Source organism: Nocardiopsis lucentensis DSM 44048, from assembly GCF_000341125.1.
In the GTDB taxonomy this organism is placed as follows: Bacteria; Actinomycetota; Actinomycetes; order Streptosporangiales; family Streptosporangiaceae; genus Nocardiopsis; species Nocardiopsis lucentensis.
Window position 1 is genome coordinate 1 of record NZ_ANBC01000579.1, and the last position, 3219, is coordinate 3219.

The 3219-nt window shown below is 68.6% G+C and carries 2 protein-coding genes and 1 pseudogene; 1 reads left to right on the forward strand and 2 read right to left on the reverse strand.

Translation table 11 applies throughout. The features are described from left to right. Both D471_RS0120355 and D471_RS0120360 read right to left on the reverse strand, forming a co-directional pair. A partial coding sequence (locus D471_RS0120355; protein ID WP_017600326.1) for a methylmalonyl-CoA mutase family protein occupies window positions 1-722 on the reverse strand: 722 nt, incomplete at its 3' end. A gap of 75 nt (window positions 723-797) precedes the next feature. After that, window positions 798-1313, reverse strand: a complete 516-nt coding sequence (locus D471_RS0120360) for a MarR family transcriptional regulator (protein ID WP_017600327.1) — start codon at window positions 1311-1313, stop codon at window positions 798-800. A gap of 552 nt (window positions 1314-1865) precedes the next feature. Here D471_RS0120360 and D471_RS35325 point away from each other — a divergent pair. Then, window positions 1866-3104, forward strand: a pseudogene (locus D471_RS35325) (glycosyl hydrolase family 18 protein); the annotation flags it as partial. Window positions 3105-3219: the final 115 nt, after the last annotated feature.

Consider the following 3219-nt stretch of genomic DNA (forward strand, 5'->3'; position numbering starts at 1 on the left):
GACAGAGGCTTGTACGCCGGGATGTGCTCGGCGCAGTACTCCATGAGGTCGCCGATGAGGCGCAGGTGCGGCTTCGGCGGGTACAGCCACTCCTTCTGGGCGATGTACTCCTTGAAGATGTCGGTCTGGAGCGTGCCGTTGAGCGTGCCGATATCCACCCCCTGCCGCTCGGCGGCGACGAGGTACATGCAGAACACGGGGACGGCCGGGCCGCTGATCGTCATCGACGTGGTCGTCCCGTCGAGCGGGATGCCCTCGAAGAGCAGGTCCATGTCGGCGACCGAGTCGATCGCCACCCCGCAGTGCCCGACCTCGCCCAACGCGTGCGGTGAGTCGGAGTCGTGCCCCATGAGGGTGGGCATGTCGAAGGCCACGGAGAGCCCGCCGCCACCGGAGGCGAGGATCATCCGGTAGCGCTCGTTGGTCTGGCGGGCGTTGCCGAACCCGGCGAACTGGCGGATGGTCCAGGTACGCCCCCGGTACCCGGTGGCGTACAGACCGCGCGTGTAGGGGTACTCGCCCGGCCAGCCGATCCGCTCGAAACCGGGGACCTCGGAGCCGGGGGGCGGACCGTACACGGGCTGGAGGGGGCGCCCGGACAGGGAGCTGAAGTCCGCGTCGCGCACCCGGGCGGAGTCGTAACGGCGCTGCCAGCGTTCACGACCCGACTCGATCTCCTCGGATCCGCCGTTGGGAGTGGGCCCCGGTGTGGTGTCCGTCATACCAAGATAGTAGGACGTCCAAGTAAGTCTGTACAGAAGGCGCGCCCATGGCGCTTCCTCGGCGCCGGACGGGCGTCAGCGACCCTCGGCGACGACGGGTTCGGGGAAGTCCCCGAAGTCGATCCTGAGCTTGGTGAACATCTCGTGCATCCGCCAGAGCTCCTCGTCGGAGTAACAGCCCAGGGCGAAGTCCATGTTCATGAGCGCGTTGGTCGCCTCCTCGGTGACCTCGCGCCCGGCGTCGGTGATCTCGGCCAGGACACCGCGGCCGTCGCTCGGGTTGGGACGACGGCGGACGAGCCCCTGCCCCTCCAGCCGGTCGATGGTGTTGGTGACGCTGGTCGGGTGCACCATGAGCCGCTCACCGATCTTGCCGAGCGGCAACGCGCCCGAGGTGCTGAAGGTGAGCAGGACCAGGGCCTCGTAGCGGGCGAAGGTCAGGCCGAACGGCTTGAGGGCGCCGTCCAGCTCCCCGATCAGGATCTGCTGGGCGCGCATGACGGAGGTGACGGCGGCCATGGCGGGCGAGGCGCCCCACCGACGCGTCCAGTTGTCGTGCGCGCGCTCGATCGGGTCGAACGGAAGATTCAACGGGTTTCCCACTCCGCCACTCTAACCGGGCCGTCTCAACCCGCCGTGCGCTCCTCGGACGGAATGCTACTCACGGGTAGACATCGGCGCCGACGGCGGCGACCCGGATCACACCGGAGAGGGTCCGCCGCCGGGGAGGCCGACGGACAGCGGTACAAACCCGTCGGGACCCGCCCTGCGATGCGCTCGAATACCACTCGATCCAGAGGAAGACAAGATGCCCCCCTGGCCGCAAGGGGACAGTTGGGGCACCCGATACCGGTCCGGCCTCCCAGCTCGGAAAAGCCGGCTTGACCCAGGAGTCAACGCGCTCCACCCCCGGGGAAGGCGAAAAAAGGCCCCGCGCTCTCATTGACTCGTGAGGAAACTATTAGTTAAGTTTCCTAAAAATTAGTTCCCCCACGTCAGAGACGCTATGGCCCGCTCACCACCGTCCTTGACCTCACTCAGATCCGACGCATCACCACTCCGCAAGGACTCCCTCCGCTGCCCGGAGCGCCCGCTCCCCTGCGGTCAGCCCACAGTCCCTCCCCCCATACTGGAGACCCCTCCGTGAGAGCACGCCATCTGAGAAACCGGCTCGCCGCGTTGGCCGCGGCACTGCTGGTGGCCCCCCTGGCCCTGGCCCCGACACCGGCCGCCGCGGCACCCGGCGAGGTGACCGTCACCTACGTCGAGACGTCCCGTTGGGACAGCGGTTACGGCGGACAGATCACCATCCAGAACGAGACCACCAGTGATCTCACCGACTGGACGGTGAGCTTCGACACCCCGTCCGGTGTCCAGATCACCAGCCTGTGGAACGCCGTCCACACCGTGAACGGCAACACCCACACCCTTACGCCGCCGTCCTGGGGCGCGCCCGTTCCCGCGAACGGGTCGTACCAGATCGGCTTCAACGGCACCCACGGCGGCGGTGACACCACCCCGGTCAACTGCACGGTCAACGGCTCCCCCTGCTCCGGCGACCCCGGCGAACCCGACACCGAGGCGCCGTCCACGCCCGGCGGTCTGACCGTGGGCGAGGTCACCTCGAACACCGTCGCCCTGTCCTGGGACGCGGCCACCGACAACGTCGGCGTCGCGGGCTACGAGATCGTCTCCGGCGGCCAGGTCGTGCGTTCCGTCAACGGGGACACCCTCACCGCCACGGTCGGCGGCCTGGAACCCCTGACCGAGTACAGCTTCACGGTGCGCGCCTACGACACCTCCAACAACCGCGGCGCGGACAGCGCCGCGGTCACCGCGACCACCCTCGAGGGCGGCGGCACCACCCCGACCGGCGAGCGCCGCGTCGCCTACTTCACCCAGTGGGGCATCTACGACCGGGGCTACCTGGTCCGCAACCTGGAGACCTCCGGCACCGCCGCGAACCTCACCCACATCAACTACGCCTTCGGCAACATCAACGCCAACGGCGAGTGCTTCATGGCCAACCAGCTCGGCCAGGGTGACGCCTGGGCCGACTACGGCCGCTCGTTCCGCGCCGACGAGAGCGTCGACGGTGTCGCCGACACCTGGAACCAGGACCTGCGCGGCAACTTCAACCAGCTGCGCAAGCTCAAGGAGATGTACCCCGACCTGAAGGTCAACATCTCCCTCGGCGGCTGGACCTGGTCCGAGCACTTCTCCGACGCCGCCCTCACCCCCGAATCCCGACAGCGCATGGTCAGCTCCTGCATCGACCAGTTCCTGCGCGGGAACCTGCCCATGTTCGACGGCGCCGGCGGCCCCGGCGCGGCCGCCGGAATCTTCGACGGCATCGACCTCGACTGGGAGTGGCCCGGCAGCGCCGGNTCTACCTGCGCGGCGATCTGCCCGTCATCGACGGCGCGGGGGGAGAGGGTTCGGCCTACGGGATCTTCGACGGCATCGACCTCGACTGGGAGTGGCCCGGCAGCGCCGG